The 14,458-nt window shown below is 67.7% G+C and carries 14 protein-coding genes and 1 riboswitch; of the genes, 11 read left to right on the top strand and 3 right to left on the bottom strand.

The features are described from left to right. Positions 1-114: 114 nt before the first annotated feature. Positions 115-345, bottom strand: a complete 231-nt coding sequence (rpmE, locus tag ACTIEZ_RS05495) for a 50S ribosomal protein L31 (protein WP_439545785.1) — start codon at positions 343-345, stop codon at positions 115-117. Between the two features lie 89 nt (positions 346-434). Further along, positions 435-660: riboswitch (cobalamin riboswitch) on the top strand. Positions 661-823: 163 nt separating this feature from the next. Between rpmE and ACTIEZ_RS05500 the strand changes: the two genes are divergently transcribed. The 11 genes from ACTIEZ_RS05500 to ACTIEZ_RS05550 all read left to right on the top strand — a co-directional run bounded on the left by ACTIEZ_RS05500 (position 824) and on the right by ACTIEZ_RS05550 (position 13,447). Continuing rightward, positions 824-2,728, top strand: a complete 1,905-nt coding sequence (locus ACTIEZ_RS05500) for a TonB-dependent receptor plug domain-containing protein (RefSeq protein ID WP_439545652.1) — start codon at positions 824-826, stop codon at positions 2,726-2,728. 119 nt (positions 2,729-2,847) lie between these two features. Continuing rightward, positions 2,848-3,594 (top strand): ABC transporter substrate-binding protein, encoded by a 747-nt coding sequence (locus ACTIEZ_RS05505; RefSeq protein WP_439545653.1) that lies wholly within the window; start codon positions 2,848-2,850, stop codon positions 3,592-3,594. Beyond that, positions 3,591-4,529, top strand: coding sequence for a FecCD family ABC transporter permease (locus tag ACTIEZ_RS05510; protein ID WP_439545654.1), 939 nt, complete (start codon positions 3,591-3,593; stop codon positions 4,527-4,529). The genes ACTIEZ_RS05505 and ACTIEZ_RS05510 overlap by 4 nt, the downstream gene beginning before the upstream one ends. Then, positions 4,529-5,215 carry an ABC transporter ATP-binding protein gene (locus tag ACTIEZ_RS05515; protein ID WP_439545655.1) on the top strand — a complete coding sequence of 229 codons (687 nt, stop codon included), beginning with the start codon at positions 4,529-4,531 and terminating at the stop codon, positions 5,213-5,215. The genes ACTIEZ_RS05510 and ACTIEZ_RS05515 overlap by 1 nt, the downstream gene beginning before the upstream one ends. A 100-nt stretch (positions 5,216-5,315) precedes the next feature. Next, on the top strand, positions 5,316-6,836 hold the full coding sequence (locus tag ACTIEZ_RS05520) for a carboxyl transferase domain-containing protein (RefSeq protein WP_439545656.1): 1,521 nt from the start codon (positions 5,316-5,318) through the stop codon (positions 6,834-6,836). Then, positions 6,836-7,621 (top strand): enoyl-CoA hydratase-related protein, encoded by a 786-nt coding sequence (locus tag ACTIEZ_RS05525; RefSeq protein WP_439545657.1) that lies wholly within the window; start codon positions 6,836-6,838, stop codon positions 7,619-7,621. Before ACTIEZ_RS05520 ends, ACTIEZ_RS05525 begins: the two co-directional genes overlap by 1 nt. Continuing rightward, positions 7,618-8,070: a hypothetical protein gene (locus ACTIEZ_RS05530; protein WP_439545658.1), complete on the top strand. Its 453-nt coding sequence runs from the start codon at positions 7,618-7,620 to the stop codon at positions 8,068-8,070. Before ACTIEZ_RS05525 ends, ACTIEZ_RS05530 begins: the two co-directional genes overlap by 4 nt. A 5-nt stretch (positions 8,071-8,075) precedes the next feature. Then, the gene (locus tag ACTIEZ_RS05535; RefSeq protein WP_439545786.1) at positions 8,076-10,031 is read left to right on the top strand and encodes an acetyl/propionyl/methylcrotonyl-CoA carboxylase subunit alpha; all 1,956 of its coding nucleotides are present in this window, start codon (positions 8,076-8,078) and stop codon (positions 10,029-10,031) included. A 68-nt stretch (positions 10,032-10,099) separates the two neighbouring features. Next, positions 10,100-11,263 carry an isovaleryl-CoA dehydrogenase gene (locus tag ACTIEZ_RS05540; RefSeq protein ID WP_439545659.1) on the top strand — a complete coding sequence of 388 codons (1,164 nt, stop codon included), beginning with the start codon at positions 10,100-10,102 and terminating at the stop codon, positions 11,261-11,263. Positions 11,264-11,286: 23 nt separating this feature from the next. After that, complete coding sequence (locus tag ACTIEZ_RS05545; RefSeq protein ID WP_439545660.1) at positions 11,287-12,546, top strand: glutamate carboxypeptidase; 1,260 nt, start codon at positions 11,287-11,289, stop codon at positions 12,544-12,546. A 10-nt stretch (positions 12,547-12,556) separates the two neighbouring features. After that, a complete protein-coding gene (locus ACTIEZ_RS05550; protein ID WP_439545661.1) occupies positions 12,557-13,447 on the top strand; it encodes a DMT family transporter in 891 nt (296 codons plus the stop codon). Here the strand turns inward: ACTIEZ_RS05550 and ACTIEZ_RS05555 are convergent. Both ACTIEZ_RS05555 and fabZ read right to left on the bottom strand, forming a co-directional pair. Beyond that, entirely contained in the window at positions 13,416-13,877 is a 462-nt protein-coding gene (locus tag ACTIEZ_RS05555; protein ID WP_439545662.1) for a hypothetical protein, read from the bottom strand. The two genes, ACTIEZ_RS05550 and ACTIEZ_RS05555, sit on opposite strands and share 32 nt — an antisense overlap. A gap of 97 nt (positions 13,878-13,974) precedes the next feature. Continuing rightward, entirely contained in the window at positions 13,975-14,454 is a 480-nt protein-coding gene (gene fabZ / locus ACTIEZ_RS05560; protein ID WP_439545663.1) for a 3-hydroxyacyl-ACP dehydratase FabZ, read from the bottom strand. Between the last annotated feature and the right edge of the window lie 4 nt (positions 14,455-14,458).

Raw genomic sequence — 14,458 nt, forward strand, 5'->3', positions numbered from 1 at the left:
CCACGCCGTCGAACGAGTCAAAAAAGGCGGCCTGTGGGGGCCGCCTTTTTCGCTCGCCGTCCGCGCTTGCGCGAGTCGGCAAATAGCTGCGCTATTTACGCGCCGCGCTGCGCCTTACTTCTTGCCCAGACCAAAGCTGGCAAAACGCTTGTTGAAACGCGCCACCTGGCCGCCGGCGTCCAGCATGCGCCCGGTGCCGCCGGTCCACGCCGGGTGGCTGGTCGGATCGATTTCCAGGTTCATCACATCGCCTTCCTTCCCCCAGGTCGTGCGCGTCTGGTAGGAGGTGCCGTCGGTCATCTTGACGGTGATCGTGTGATACTTGGGGTGAATGCCGGACTTCATCGGTTTTTCCTTCATGATGGACCGGTGCCGACCGGGCCAAAGAAAATGAAAGCGGCGCATAGCGGCTTGACCAGCGCTTGGCAACAGGCGTAACCCCAACGCCGAACGGTGCCCGCCCTGATCGGCGGGAGAATAGGGAAGCCGGTGCGGGGGAGACCCCCAAGTCTCACCCAAGTCCGGCGCTGTGCCCGCAACTGTAAGCGGCCAGTAGCCTGCCATCAGCCACTGGACAACCGGGCCACCGGTTATCTGGGAAGGCGGCACGCTGCGCCATGAGCCGCAAGCCAGGAGACCTGCCGTTCCCCTTGTGACCGCCCTTGGGCGCGCCGCAAGGGGTCGCCCCATGCCTGCCGGGACCAGCGGCGCATGTGACGAGGACGGCAGGCGCACCCGCCCCTGCCCGCCCTTTCGTTCGTGGCGACTTCGTGTCGCCACCTGTCCGGCCACAGCGCCGGCCTGAACGAAAGGTCATGTCTTCATGCTTCCCCTCCTTGCGCTTGCCGGGCAAACCGCGCTCGCGGTGTCCACAGCTGCGCCAAACAATCAGCCGATCACGATCATGCCCACGATGGCGCCGATCACCGTATCGGCCAGCCGCACCACGATCATGCTGAGCGAAACCGGCATCAGCATCAGCCAGATCGGCCAGCCCCAGATTGAAGGCCTGTCGCTGCCACTGGTGAAGGATTATCTCACCCTGATCCCCGGCGTCGCCGTGGCCCAAACCGGGCCTTTGGGCGCACAAACCCAGATTCGCATCCGCGGCGCCGAAGCCAACCACAGCATCACCTTCATCGACGGCATCGAGATGAACGACCCGGCCTCGTCCGGCGAATTCCGCATCGATACGTTGCTCAGCCATGGTGTCGATCGCATCGAGGTGCTGCGCGGACCGCAAAGCGCCTTGTGGGGCAGCCAGGCCATCGGCGGCGTCATCAGCATCACCACCCGCGCGCCCACCCGCGGTGCCCTGCTCTATGGCGAGCTGCAGGGCGGCAGCCTGGGCACCGTGCGCGGCGGCGTTGGCGGCGGCTGGGCCGACGACAGCATCACCATCAGCGGGCACGTGTCGGGCCTGTCCACCGACGGCTATGATATCGCGCGGGTCGGCGGCGATCGCGACGGCTATGAAAACGTGACGGCGCACGGCCGGATCATGTGGCGCGCGCTGCCGGCGCTGACGTTGCTGCTGGTTGGCCGCCACCAGGATTCGACCTCACGCTTCGATGGCTTTGATTTTGTTGCCGGTGTGCCCCGTGACGAACCCTTGTCCACCCAAAGCCGCCAAAGCGCGCTGCGCGCCGAAGCAGCGCTGGACCCCTTCGACGGCCGCTGGGTCACCAGGGCCAGCGTCATGGCGGTGCGCGCCGACAACATCAACCGCCGCGCCGGCAATTTCCAGAACCGCAGCGATGGGGAGCGCGACCTGTTCCGCCTGCAATCCACCGGGCGCTTTGCCGCCGCCGGTGCCCAGCATAATGTCACCGCCGCGATCGATGCTGAAACCGAACGCTTCACCAGCCGCGATGCCAACGCCAACGCGGCATCGAACCAGCAGCAGCAGCGCCGCCAGACCAGCCTGGTCGGCGAATATCGCCTGTCCACCGGCGGTTTTTCGGCCGGCGCCGCGCTGCGCCACGATCTGAACGATCGCTTTGCCGATGTCACCACCGTGCGCTTCGATGCGGTTGCGCCCATCGGCCAGTTGCGCCTGCATGCGGCCTTTGGCACCGGCATCGCCGATCCGACCTTCTTCGATCAGTTCGGCTTCTTCCCCGGCTCGTTCATCGGCAATCCCAACCTGACGCCCGAACGCAGCCGCAGCGTGGAGGCCGGCATCGGCTGGGACAATGGCCGCCAGAGCATCGACGTGACCGCCTTCGATGCCACGCTGGACAATGAAATCATCGGCACCTTCGACAGCACCAGCTTCCTGGCGGGCGTCGCCAACGCGTCGGGGCGCAGCAAGCGGCGCGGCATCGAAGTGGCCGGCGCGGCGCGGATCGTCGACGGCCTCAATCTCACCGCCAGCTACACCTATCTTGATGCCGATCAGCAGCAGGTGGCCGGCACTGCCCGGGTCCGCGAGGTCCGCCGCCCGCGCCACAGCGGCAGCCTGGCGCTGCAATATGCCGGCAAGCAGTTCGACCTGTCCGCCGCTGCCGCCATCACCGGCGCCCGCGGCGACACCGATTTCGCCCGCTTCGTACCCGTCACGCTGCCGGCCTATACGCTGGTAACGCTGGCCGGCGCCTGGCACCTGACCCGCAGGCTGGACGTCACCCTGCGCGTCGAAAACGCCCTGGATGCCACCCAGATCGACGTCTTCGCCTATCGCGGGCCGGGCATCACCGCGCATGGCGGGGTCCGGTTCCGGCTGTGAGAAAACGCCCCTTCCCGTCTCCCCGCCCCGGCCTGCGCCGGGGTGACGCGCCAGGGCCCATCGCGCAACTTCTGGCGCATGTTGCGGCATCCGCGCGATGGGTCCCGGCGTTCGCCGGGATGACGATGTGGGCGGGCGGCGCGCTTGCCACCCCCGCCCGCATCGTCTCATTGAACCTGTGCACCGACGAATATCTGCTGCTCACGGCCCGGCCCGGCCAGATTGCCAGCATCAGCCGGCTCGGTGCGGACCGCCAGGAAAGCCCGCTCGCCGCACGATCGCATGGCCTCGCCACCAACAGCGGCCATCTCGGCGACGTGCTGGCCCAGCAACCCGATCTGGTGCTGACCATGGGCGCCAGCCCACAGGATCACGCGCTGGCCGAGCGGCTGGGTGTGCGCCTTGTCGCCCTGCCCTACCCGCAAAGCCCGGCCGACGTCGTCCGGCAGGTGCAACAGATCGCCGGGCTGGTCGGCAATCCGGCCGCCGGCGCGGCCTTTGCGCAAGACGTGCAATCGCTGACCACCACCGCCCCAGCCCAGCCCATCCCGGCCCTGATGCTCGGCGGCGCCGGGCTGGCACCGGCGATGGGCGGGCTGGCCGCCGGCTGGCTCCGGCTCGCCGGGCTGCAACAACGCCAGTCCGGCACGGTGGCGATGGAAACGCTGCTTGCCGATCCGCCGGCCATCCTGGTCATCAACCGCTACCGCCCCGGCCAGGTCTCGCAGCCGCAGGCGTGGACCAACCACCCGGCGCTGGCCCGCCTGCACAGCCGCCGCATCACCACCGATGGCCGCGCCTTCCTGTGCGGCGGCGCGGCGATGCCCGCCGAAATCCAGCGCTTGCGGGGTGCCTTGGCGCAATGATGCGATCCCTCGCCTTGCTGTGCGCGGTGCTGCTGCTGGCTTCGCTCGCCATCGGCCCGGTCGATCTGCTCACCATTCACGCCCGCGATCCGGAACTGGCGCGCACCTTGTTCATCGAACTGCGGCTGCCGCGCGCCGGGCTGGCGCTGGCCATCGGCGCCGGCCTGGGCGCAGCCGGCGCCGCGGCACAGGCCTTGCTGCGCAACCCGCTTGCCTCCCCCGATGTGCTCGGCCCCTCCAGTGGCGCAGCACTGGGCGCGGTGCTCGCTGGCTATTTCCTTGGGCTGGGCGTCGCCGGCATGGCGCTGGGCAGCCTCGCCGGTGCCGGCGGCGGTCTATTGCTGCTGCTGGCGATGGCCGGTCGCGGTGCCAGCACCACGCGGCTGGTGCTGGCCGGCGTCGCGGTCGCCACGCTGTTCGGCGTCGCCATCAATCTGGCACTCAGCCTCGCCCCCTCACCGTTCGCGCTGTATGATCTGATGTTCTGGCTGATGGGCAGCCTCGCCGACCGCACGCTGCCGCAGCTGCTGCTGGCGACGCCGCTGATCGCCCTCGGCCTCACCCTGCTGATCCGCAGCGCCGCCGCACTCGACACGCTCACGCTCGGCGAAGAAGTCGCCCAGACCATGGGCATTGCCCTGCCTGCCGTGCGCCGCCAGGTCGTGCTCGGCATCGCGCTGGTCACCGGCGCTGGCGTCGCGGTGGCCGGCAGCATCGGCTTTGTCGGGCTGGTGGTGCCGCATCTGGTGCGGCCATTCGTCGGCCATCGCCCCGGCGCCGCCATCCTGCCCGCCGCGCTGGCCGGCGCGGCGCTGCTGCTCGCCGCCGATCTCGCCATCCGCCTGTTGCCGGCCGGCCTTGATCTCAAGCTCGGCGTGCTCACCGCCCTGATCGGCGCGCCCTTCTTCCTCTGGCTGATCCTGAAGGGCCGCTGATGTTGCAGGCCAACGCTCTCGCCCGCCCGCCGATGCTGGCGCCCGTTACCCTCGCCCTGCACCCCGGCACCGTCACCGCCATCATCGGCCCCAATGGCGCCGGCAAGACCACCCTGCTGCGCGCCCTTGCCGGCGTTTCCACCGGCCCCGGCACCGTCCTGATCGACGGCAAACCGCTGCGCCCGCATCCGCGCAGCCTCGCCTGGCTGCCGGCCAGCCGCGACGCCGTCTGGCCGATGACCGCGGCGGCACTGGTGGCCCTCGGCCTCGGCCCCGCCGCGCCGCCCGATCCCGCCGCCGTCGCCGCCGCGCTCACCGCCTGCGACGCCAGCCATCTCGCCGCCCGCGCCGTCAACCAGCTTTCCACCGGCGAGCGCGCCCGCGTGCTGCTCGCCCGCGCGCTGGTGGCCCGCCCGGCCTGGCTGTTGCTCGATGAACCGATCGCCAATCTCGATCCCGGCCATCGCCTCGATGTGATGGCCTTGCTCGCCGCCGAAGCCGCTCGCGGCGCTGGCGTCATCCTTGCCCTGCACGATCTCGATCTCGCCGCGCGCTGCGATCGCCTGTTGCTGATGGATGGCGGGACACTGGTCGCTGACGGGTCACCGGCAGACGTGCTGGTCGATCATCATCTGGCCGCGCGTTTCGGCGTGCGGCGCGGGCCGGATGGGTGGCAGCGGGCGTAGAACTGCGCCACTTGGCGACTGCCACGGCCCGCCCTATACCCCCAATATGCCCCCTATCGGCCAACCCCTCCCCCCCTCCGCCCGCACCACGGCCACTGCCATGGCAGAGCTGATCAGCGACCTGCGTGAGAAAGCCGCGCGCATCGCCCTGGGCGGCCCGCAAGCCTCCCGCGAAAAGCATGTCGCACGCGGCAAGTTGCTGCCCCGGCAACGCGTCGAGGCCCTACTCGATCCGCACACCGGATTCCTCGAAATCGGCCAGTTCGCCGCCCACGATGTCTATGGCGAGGATGTGCCCGCCGCCGGACTCATCGCCGGCGTCGGCCAGGTGTCGGGCCGGCTGTGCGTCATCGTCGCCAATGATGCGACGGTGAAGGGCGGCAGCTATTATCCGCTTACCGTCAAGAAGCATCTGCGCGCCCAGGAAATCGCCGCGCAAAATGGCCTGCCCTGCCTCTATCTGGTCGACAGCGGCGGCGCCAACCTGCCGCGCCAGGATGAAGTGTTTCCCGATCGCGATCATTTCGGCCGCATCTTCTTCAACCAGGCCAACATGAGCGCGCAGGGCATCCCGCAGATCGCCGCGGTGCTCGGCAGTTGCACCGCCGGCGGCGCCTATGTGCCGGCCATGGCCGACGAATCGATCATCGTGAAGAACCAGGGCACCATCTTCCTGGGCGGGCCGCCGCTGGTGAAGGCCGCTACCGGCGAAGAAGTCACCGCCGAGGATCTGGGCGGCGGCGATGTCCACACCCGCCTGTCGGGCGTTGCCGATCATCTGGCCGAAAATGATCAGGACGCGATCGACATCACCCGCCGCATCGTCAGCACCTTCCCCGCGCCGGCTGCGGTGGCGCCAGGCCCGGCCCGCCCGCCGTTGTTCGACGCACACGAACTGAATGCGCTCGCTCCCATCGACACCCGCGTGCCGGTGGATGTGCGGGAGATCATCGCGCGGCTGGTTGATGCTTCCGAACTGCACGAATTCAAGCCGCGCTATGGCGAGACGCTTGTCACCGGCTTTGCCGAGATCGAGGGCCACAGGGTCGGCATCATCGCCAACAACGGCATCCTGTTCAGCGAATCCGCCCAGAAAGGCGCGCATTTCATCGAGCTGGCCTGCCAGCGCCGCATCCCGCTATTGTTCCTGCAGAATATCAGCGGCTTCATGGTCGGCCGCCGCTTTGAAAATGAAGGCATCGCCAAGCATGGCGCCAAATTGGTGACGGCGGTCAGTTGCGCCGCCGTGCCCAAGATCACCGTGATCACCGGCGGCAGCTTCGGCGCCGGCAATTATGGCATGTGCGGCAGAGCCTATGCCCCGCGCTTCCTGTGGATGTGGCCCAATGCCCGCATCAGCGTGATGGGCGGCGAGCAGGCCGCCAGCGTGCTGGCCACGGTGAAGAGCGGCGGCTTCAAGACGAAGGCCGAGGAAGAAGCGTTCAAGGCCCCGATCCGCGCCCAATATGAACGCGAAGGCCATCCCCTTCATGCCAGCGCCCGCCTGTGGGACGATGGCATCATCGCGCCCGAAGACACCCGCGCCGTGGTGGCACTGTCGCTGGCGGCATCCCTGCAACAGCCCGTGCCGGAAACGCGCTTCGGCACGTTTCGGATGTGATGGCCATGCTGGATGAAACCCTCGACGATTGGGGCACCGCCCGCCTCACCCTCAACCGCCCCGAACGGCACAACGCCTTCAACGCCGATCTGATCGCGGCGCTCACCGAAGCCTTCACCCGCCTCTCCGCCGTGCCCGACGTCCGCGCCATCATCCTCAGCGGTGCCGGCAAGAGCTTTTCCGCCGGCGCCGATCTCGACTGGATGCGCGCCGCAGCGACCTGGAGCGAGGCGGACAACCAGGCCGACGCTATGCGCCTGTCCGACATGCTGGCCGCCATCAACAATTGCGCCAAGCCGGTGATCGTCGTCGCCCATGGCCATGTCACCGGCGGCGGCGTCGGGCTGGTCGCATGTGCCGACATGGCGGTCGCCATCGACGGCGCCCAGTTCCGCCTGTCCGAAGTGCGGCTCGGCCTCACGCCGGCCACCATCTCGCCGTTCGTGATTGCCAAGATCGGCGCGGCGGCGCGGCGCTGGTTCCTCACCGCCGAAGCCTTCACCGCCGATCAGGCGCTGGCAATGGGCCTGGTGAACGAAATCGCCACCGATGCCGACGCCGCCGAAGCAATCGTCGCGCACTGGCTGGCCCATATCGGCCAGGCCGCGCCGCAGGCCATCGCCGATGCCAAGCGGTTGGCGCTGGATTTCGCCGATCAACCGATCACCGACGAATTGCGCGAAGAAACCGCCCGCCGCATCGCTGCGCGCCGGGTCAGCCGCGAAGGCCGCGAGGGCATCAACGCCTTCCTGACCAAGGGAAAACCATCATGGGTGCTGGAATGAAATCTGCGCTGCTCGCCGCCGCGCTGCTTGTTACTGCCCCCGCGATGGCCGGCCCGAAGGAAGAGGTGCTCGCCGCCACCGATGCCTTCATGGCCGCGCTCAACAGCAACAACCCGGATGCCGCCGAAGCGCTGACCCATCCGTCGCTGACCATCCAGATCCTCAGCTTCCCACCCGGCAAGCCCAGCGCCTTTCGCACCCTCACCCGCCAGCAATTGTTCGACAATTTCCGCAATGCACCGCCACGCAAATTCGACGAACGCATCGTGCGCCGCGATGTGCGGCTTGCGCGCGATTTCGCACAGGTCTGGGCGCCCTACACGCTGGATATCGATGGCAAGCGCATCCATTGCGGCGTCGACAGCTTCGGCTGGAGCAAGGTCGATGGCAAATGGCTGCTGACCAGCTTTGCCTGGACCGCCGATCCGAACGGCTGCCCGCCCAAGTGAGCAACATGCAAAAAATCCTGATCGCCAACCGCGGCGAAATCGCCCGCCGCATCATCCGCACCGCGCATCGGATGGGCATCGCCACCGTCGCCGTGCACAGCGCCGCCGATGCCGATGCCCCCTTCGTGCGCGAAGCCGGCCAGGCCGTGCCGCTGCCCGGCGCGCGCGCCTATCTCGATGCCGATGCCATCATTGCCGCGGCCAAGCGCACCGGCGCCGATGCTGTCCACCCCGGCTATGGCTTCCTCAGTGAGAATGCCGATTTCGCCAAGGCGTTGAAAAAGGCCGGCCTGATCTTCATCGGCCCACCCGAAGCCGCCATGCGGGTGATGGCCCTGAAAGACACCGCCAAGGCCGCCATGAAGAAGGCCGGCGTGCCGATCACCCCCGGCTATCACGGCAATGATCAATCGCTGGTCCGCCTGCAAAAGGCGGCGGAAGGCGTCGGCTTCCCACTGCTGATCAAGGCGGTGGCCGGCGGCGGCGGCAAGGGCATGCGCTCGGTCCATAGCGCTGATGAATTTGCCGAAAATCTGATGGCCGCCCAGCGCGAAGGCGAGACATCGTTCGGCAATCCGGCGGTGATGCTGGAAAAATTGATCCTGCGCCCGCGCCATGTGGAGGTGCAATTGTTCGCCGACAGCCACGGCAATGCCGTGCATCTGTTCGAACGCGATTGTTCCCTGCAACGCCGCCACCAGAAAGTGATCGAGGAAGCCCCGGCCCCCGGCCTGTCCGACCGACTGCGCCACACGCTCGGCATCGCCGCCGTCACCGCTGCCCACGCCATCGGCTATGCCGGTGCCGGCACGGTCGAATTCATCCTCGATCTCGACACCGTCGATGCAGACGGCGATCCCGCCTTCTACTTCATGGAAATGAACACCCGCCTGCAGGTGGAACATCCCGTCACCGAATGCATCACGGGCGAAGATCTGGTCGAATGGCAGATCCGCGTCGCCCGCGGCGAGCCGTTGCCGAAAACTCAGGACGAACTGACCATCACCGGCCACGCCGTCGAAGCGCGCCTCTATGCCGAAGACCCGGACAGCGGCTTCCTGCCCGCCACCGGCACGCTGCGCCACCTGGCGTTCGGCAGCGGGGCCGGCGTGCGCATCGATACCGGCGTCGAAACCGGCAGCCGCATCGGGCTGGATTATGATCCGATGATCGCCAAGGTCATCGCCCACGGCGCCACCCGCAGCGAAGCCATCGACCGGCTGGTCGGCGCGCTGGATGCCACCATCGTCGATGGCCTCAAATCCAACCGCGCCTTCCTCGCCCGGCTGGCCGATCACCCGGCGTTCCGCGCCGGCGATGTCGATACCGGTTTCATCGCCCGCCACGCGGCTGACCTGGGAGCGCCGGCGCTGTGCCCGCCGCCGGTGCTGCTGATCGCGGCGCTTGGCCTCGGCCTGCCAAAGGCCCAGCCCGCCACCATCTTCGAACGGCTCGCCATCCGCATCAACCTGCCGGCGCAAACCCATGTGCAGCTCTGGTGGCAGGATGTGCTGCACGACATCAGCCTGCGCAGTGTCGGCCAGGATCGCTGGCGCATCGGCGGGCTGGCCGGTGTCGGCGAAGTCACCGCGCGGCGGACAGGCGATCATGGGCTGATCATCGATCTGGCCGGCAAATTGCTGCCCGCCACCGTGTTGCTGGGCGACACGACCGTCGACGTGCGCCTCGCCGGCCAGAGCTGGCACCTCGGCACCCGCCCCCCGCGCCGCGCCAGCGCCGGCGGCGGTGACGGCCGCGTGATGGCGCCGATGCCGGGCCGTGTGCTCAGCGTGGATGTGGCGCCCGGCCAGGCCGTGGCCGAAGGCGATCGCCTGCTGGTGCTGGAAGCCATGAAGATGGAACACCGCCTGCTGGCACGGCAAGCCGGCACCGTGCAGGCGCTGCACATCGCAGTCGGCGATCAGGTCAACGACGGCATGTTGCTGGTGGAAATCGGCTGAACCAGCGCCTTCCCGCACGAAGTTGCTGCGCTTACAACAATCGCCAATATCGCAAGAGGGAACCCAATATGCTCAGCCAGTTGCGCTTCGACCATGGCGATACGATCGAGATGCTGCGCGACTCCGTGCGCGCCTTCGCGGCCGCCGAAATCGCCCCGCGCGCCGCCGAAATTGACGCGAAAAATGAATTCCCGCGCGATCTCTGGCCCAAGCTGGGCGATCTCGGCCTGCACGGCATTACCGTGCCCGAAGCCGATGGCGGTGCTGGCCTCGGCTATCTCGCGCATGTCGTGGTGGTGGAGGAACTCTCCCGCGCCTCGGCCAGTGTCGGCCTGTCCTACGGCGCCCACACCAATTTGTGCATCAACCAGATCGCCCGCTGGGGCACCGCCGAACAGAAGGCGCGCTACCTGCCCGATCTGATCAGCGGCGCCCATGTCGGCAGCCTCGCCATGTCCGAACCCGGCGCCGGCAGCGACGTCATCGGCATGAAGCTGCGCGCCGACCAGCAGGGCAACGGCGATTATGTGCTCAATGGCAACAAGATGTGGATCACCAATGGCCCCCACGCCGAAACCCTGGTGGTCTATGCCAAGACCGATCCGGCCGCCGGCAGCAAGGGTGTGACGGCGTTCCTGATCGAAAAGTCCATGGCCGGCTTCTCCACCGCCCAGAAACTCGACAAGCTCGGCATGCGCGGCTCAGACACCTGCGAGCTGGTGTTCGAAAACTGCACCGTACCGGCCGAAAACATCCTCGGCGGGGTCGGCAATGGCGCCCGTGTGCTGATGTCGGGCCTCGATTATGAACGCGTCGTGCTCGCCGCCGGCCCGATCGGCATCATGCAGGCCTGCATGGATGTGGTGGTGCCCTATGTGCACGAACGCCAGCAGTTCGGCCAACCCATCGGCACCTTCCAGTTGATGCAGGGCAAATTGGCCGACATGTATGTCGCGCTGTCCACGGCGCGCGCCTACACCTATGCCGTCGCGCAGGCCTGCGACCGCGGCGAGACCACCCGCAAGGACAGCGCCGGCTGCATCCTCTACACCGCCGAAAAAGCCACCTGGATGGCGCTGGAGGCGATCCAGTGTCTTGGCGGCAACGGCTATATCAACGATTATCCCACCGGGCGCTTGTTGCGTGACGCCAAGCTCTATGAAATCGGCGCCGGCACCAGCGAGATCCGCCGCTACCTGATCGGCCGGGAACTGTTCGACGAAACCGCCTGACCCTTGACGCTGGAGCCGTTCAAATGAAGATGCTTGTCGCTGCCGTGCTGCTCATTGCAACCCCGGCTCTTGCGCAACTGCCGCCCGGCATGAAGATGCCGCCGCCAGTCAAGGTCGGCAAGCCGGACACGGCGCTGCTGAAGGCCGCCACGGCTGAAGCGCCCGCCACGCTGGCCACGCTCGAACGGCTGGTGAACATCGAAAGCGGCAGCTACGACACCGAAGGTCTGGTCGCCATCGGCAATCTGCTTGCCGATGAACTCGCGGCGCGCGGCGCGCAGGTGGAGCGGATGCAGGGCAAGCCAGGCACCCGCGGTGACATCATCGTCGGCCGCCTGACCGGCACCGGCACGGGCAAGCTGCTGCTGCTGGCCCACATGGACACGGTCTACACCCACGGCCAGCTCGCAGAAACGCCGTGGCGCGTGGCAGACGGCAAAGCCTATGGCCCCGGCATCGCCGACGACAAGAGCGGCATCGCCGTCATCCTGTCGGCAATAAAGCTCCTGAAACCCGCCGATTTCGGCCAGCTCACCATCGCCTTCAACACCGACGAGGAAATCGGCTCGCTGGGTTCGGGCGATCTCATCACCGAACTGGCACGCGGCCAGAGCGCCGTGCTCAGCTTCGAACCGACCACGGCCGTGCCACTGGAGGGCATGATTGCCGGCACATCGGGTACCAACAGCGTGTTCGTGCACATCGAAGGCAAGGCTGCGCATGCCGGCAACAACCCCGAACTGGGCAACAATGCCCTGGTGGAGGCCGCGCATGTGATCGCCGTCACCAAGGACATGGACGAAGGCCAGGGCAAGCGCCGCTTCAACTGGACACAGGTGAGCCAGGAAGGCAGCGCCCGCAACATGATCCCCGATGACGTCACGCTGATCGGCGACCTGCGCGACATCAGCGACGATCGCGTGCGCGCCTTTGAAACCGAAATGAAGCGTCGGCTCGCCACGCCATCGGTCCCCGGCACCAAGGTGACGGTGAATGTCCAGATCAACCGTCCGGCGTTCACGGCCGATGCTGCCAGCCTGGCCCTGATCGATCGCGCGCGCAGCATCTACCAGGAAGCCGGCGGTCCGGATCTGTTCGTGCTGCCGCGGTCAGGCGGCGGCACCGATGCGGGCTTTGCCGCGCGCGCCGGCGTGCCGGTGCTGGAGGCGCTCGGCCTGCCCGGCTTCGGCTATCACAGCAGTGCGGAGGAATATGTGTTGATCGATGCCATCCCGCGCCGGCTGTATCTGGCGGCGCGCCTGATCCGCGAGTTGGGGCGGTAACACCCGCGCCATGGCCCGCGCCAATCTGCTTGCCTACGGCCAGGTCGCCGCCGGCATCGGCGCCCTGTGCGCGATGGATGCGCTGGTGAAATATCTGGCGCTGCGCCATGGCGTGCCGCTTACCAGCTTTGGCCGTTATGGCAGCGGCGCCCTGATCGCGCTGCTGGTGTGGCAGGTGCAGGGCCGGCCCGGCCTGGCGCCCGGCGGCCTGCACGCGCATCTGCTGCGCGGGTCGTTGATCGTGGCCATGGCGCTGCTGTTCTTCTGGGCGCTCACCCAGTTGACGCTGGCGCTGGCGCTCACCCTGGCCTTTGTCGGCCCGTTGCTGGTGCCGCCACTGGCTGCGTTGTTCCTGAAGGAACCCATGCAGCCGCGCTTCGTGTTTGCCGGCCTGATCGGTTTTGGCGGCGTGGTGGTCGCGGCGGGCGGAGTCCCCGATCTGGCCGGCACCAAGCTGCTGGCGGTGCTGGCCGCTGTCGGTGCGGCGCTGCTCTATGCCCTGTCGTCGCTGGTGCTGCGCGCCCGCGCCACCCGCGACAGCGCCACGGTCATCACCCTGATGGGCGCGGTGGTGCCGGCCGTGATCCTGTCACCCGCGCTGGTGGGCGCAGAAACAATGGGCGCCCATGATCTCGGGCTGATGCTGGCCACGGGCCTGGTCGGCAATATCGGCGTGCAATTGATGGCGCGCGGCTATGCCCATCTCGAAGCGCAGGCATCGGCGGTGATGGAATTCACCGGCCTGCCCTGGGCGGCGCTGCTTGGCTGGATGGTGTTTGCCGAACCGGTGGCGCCTGCCACCATCCTGGGCGCGTTGATCATCGCTGCCGCCTGCCTGTGGGCCACGCGGCGCAGCCCGGCGCTGCCGTCTATTGCGCCGCCGCCAGCGCCAATTCCTTGAGGCACACCGCCTTGGCCCGGCCCACGGCTGCCATGTCCGGCAACAGGTCCACAGCCTCCTGCGCATCGATCAGATATTGCGCGCGTGCGCTGCTGTTGTGGCTACCGGCCGGAGCGCCGCAAATCACCTGAATCCCCAGCACTGGCGACCGGCGCGGATCGGCCACCGCCAGCACATCGGAAGGCGCCCGCGGCAGCGCCGCCGCCAGCGCCGCGGTCAGTTCGGCACCGCGCTGCGCATCGCTGCCGCGCGCCAGTTGCGGCGCCAGTGCGATCCAGTCCGCCGCACCATTGCGGATGGCGCCCAGCACCCGCGCCCAGTCACCGCCCGCCACCAATTTCTGGGTGGCCGGGCGAGGACCGTCCTTGGCCGCATCCGCCGCAAACTGGCTGGCCGACAGGATCATTCCAAGGGCAAGGGCAATGATCATGGCAGCGTCTCCATGCGCGAATATGGCCAGCATGGCGGGCAATGCAATGGTGGAACCGGGACAAAAGCGGGGAAAATGCCGGGCCCGCCCACCCGCGTCAGGCTGGCGGATCGGCAATCATCGCCGTGAAGCTGGCTTCGGCCACCAATTTGCCATCCACTTCGGCACGGCCGGCGAACTTGGCGATGCGGCCGCGGTCCTGCACGATCTCGACCTTCAGATGCAGCAGACAGCCGGGCTCCACGGGCGTGCGGAACTTGGCGTTGTCGATGGCCATGAAATACACCAGCTTGTCCGACACATCACCTTCACCGGCCTTGGCGCGCGCACCATAGATGGCCAGCACGCCGGCGGTCTGCGCCAGCGCCTCCACGATCAGCACGCCGGGCATGATCGGCCGGGCCGGAAAATGTCCGGCAAAAAACGGCTCGTTGATCGTCACCGCCTTGATGCCGGTGGCGGATTGACCGGGGATCAGATCGATCACCCGGTCAACCAGCAACATCGGGAAACGGTGAGGCAGCATCGCCATCACCGCCCGCACATCAATCGGGCCTACCGCAACCGGATCAGCCATCCGG

The sequence above is a fragment of the Sandarakinorhabdus sp. genome (assembly GCF_051860625.1).
In the GTDB taxonomy this organism is placed as follows: Bacteria; Pseudomonadota; Alphaproteobacteria; order Sphingomonadales; family Sphingomonadaceae; genus Sandarakinorhabdus.

What these genes read in the sequence shown, in the direction of transcription:
- rpmE (WP_439545785.1), bottom strand. Translation starts at nt 345, where the DNA reads ATGAAGTCCGGCATTCACCCCAAGTATCACACGATCACCGTCAAGATG.
- ACTIEZ_RS05500 (WP_439545652.1), top strand. Translation starts at nt 824, where the DNA reads ATGCTTCCCCTCCTTGCGCTTGCCGGGCAAACCGCGCTCGCGGTGTCC.
- ACTIEZ_RS05505 (WP_439545653.1), top strand. Translation starts at nt 2,848, where the DNA reads ATGACGATGTGGGCGGGCGGCGCGCTTGCCACCCCCGCCCGCATCGTC.
- ACTIEZ_RS05510 (WP_439545654.1), top strand. Translation starts at nt 3,591, where the DNA reads ATGATGCGATCCCTCGCCTTGCTGTGCGCGGTGCTGCTGCTGGCTTCG.
- ACTIEZ_RS05515 (WP_439545655.1), top strand. Translation starts at nt 4,529, where the DNA reads ATGTTGCAGGCCAACGCTCTCGCCCGCCCGCCGATGCTGGCGCCCGTT.
- ACTIEZ_RS05520 (WP_439545656.1), top strand. Translation starts at nt 5,316, where the DNA reads ATGGCAGAGCTGATCAGCGACCTGCGTGAGAAAGCCGCGCGCATCGCC.
- ACTIEZ_RS05525 (WP_439545657.1), top strand. Translation starts at nt 6,836, where the DNA reads ATGGCCATGCTGGATGAAACCCTCGACGATTGGGGCACCGCCCGCCTC.
- ACTIEZ_RS05530 (WP_439545658.1), top strand. Translation starts at nt 7,618, where the DNA reads ATGAAATCTGCGCTGCTCGCCGCCGCGCTGCTTGTTACTGCCCCCGCG.
- ACTIEZ_RS05535 (WP_439545786.1), top strand. Translation starts at nt 8,076, where the DNA reads ATGCAAAAAATCCTGATCGCCAACCGCGGCGAAATCGCCCGCCGCATC.
- ACTIEZ_RS05540 (WP_439545659.1), top strand. Translation starts at nt 10,100, where the DNA reads ATGCTCAGCCAGTTGCGCTTCGACCATGGCGATACGATCGAGATGCTG.
- ACTIEZ_RS05545 (WP_439545660.1), top strand. Translation starts at nt 11,287, where the DNA reads ATGAAGATGCTTGTCGCTGCCGTGCTGCTCATTGCAACCCCGGCTCTT.
- ACTIEZ_RS05550 (WP_439545661.1), top strand. Translation starts at nt 12,557, where the DNA reads ATGGCCCGCGCCAATCTGCTTGCCTACGGCCAGGTCGCCGCCGGCATC.
- ACTIEZ_RS05555 (WP_439545662.1), bottom strand. Translation starts at nt 13,877, where the DNA reads ATGATCATTGCCCTTGCCCTTGGAATGATCCTGTCGGCCAGCCAGTTT.
- fabZ (WP_439545663.1), bottom strand. Translation starts at nt 14,454, where the DNA reads ATGGCTGATCCGGTTGCGGTAGGCCCGATTGATGTGCGGGCGGTGATG.